Source organism: Nocardia sp. AB354 (assembly GCF_049538315.1).
Lineage (GTDB): Bacteria > Actinomycetota > Actinomycetes > Mycobacteriales > Mycobacteriaceae > Nocardia > Nocardia nova.
Genome location: NZ_JBMVFU010000072.1, coordinates 1 through 792, shown reverse-complemented (window position 1 = coordinate 792; position 792 = coordinate 1). Strand labels below are relative to the sequence as shown.

1 protein-coding gene is annotated in these 792 nt (G+C 65.7%); it reads left to right on the top strand.

The genetic code is table 11. The features are described 5' to 3' along the window. Positions 1–421 precede the first annotated feature (421 nt). Complete coding sequence (locus tag ACPCUW_RS35135) at positions 422–706, top strand: MerR family transcriptional regulator (protein ID WP_082857175.1); 285 nt, start codon at positions 422–424, stop codon at positions 704–706. Positions 707–792 lie beyond the last annotated feature (86 nt).

The following is a 792-nucleotide window of genomic DNA, read 5'->3' as shown; positions in this document are numbered from 1 at the left end:
AGTGGCCGGGCAGGTGAATTGCCCGGAAGAAGTAAGTTCCCCTTGTCCGTCCCCTTCCGGCGGATGACAGATAGACCCGGAGCAGTCGGCCGGACCCGCCGGAAGGGGACGAAGCATCACCGAACAATCGAATGTCCGAGCACCGCAGCAATATCGGCGATCCAGGAGGTGGTCACTGAATAGACGATCATCAGTTCCGCATCCGGGAAAGCAGCGGATGCGGTGCGTGAAAGCGGCCCTCACGGGCTGGTGAACAGTAATGACATCATTCCCCCTTCCGTAGATTCCAGGCCCCGGCGCAACCGCGCCGGGGCCTGTCGGCGTTGACCCGAGAGGCCCTGTGCAACTACCCAACCCCCACTCCGCCGACGGTCCCAGTGCCGCCGACAAACTCGACGACGACGATTACCCCGCCTACTCGATGGGACGCGCCGCGGAAATCCTCGGTGTCACCCAAGCGTTTCTGCGCAGCCTCGACGCCGCGCAACTGTTGACCCCGCAACGATCGGGCGGCGGGCACCGCCGCTATTCGCGCTACCAGCTGCGTATCGCCGCACGTGTGCGTGAACTCGTCGACGCCGGCAACGCCCTCGACGCCGCGTGCCGCATCGTCATCCTCGAAGACCAGCTCGCCGAGGCCCGACGCCTCAACACCGAACTGCGGCACACCCTCGACCAGCACAGCAACCCCACAGAGACGACGTGAACGTGCCCGACACCCGCACCGGCCGGATGGATGTCTTCCTTCCCCAGGCGCTCGCCGTCGCCGTCCTCGACGCGGTGATCCGCCTC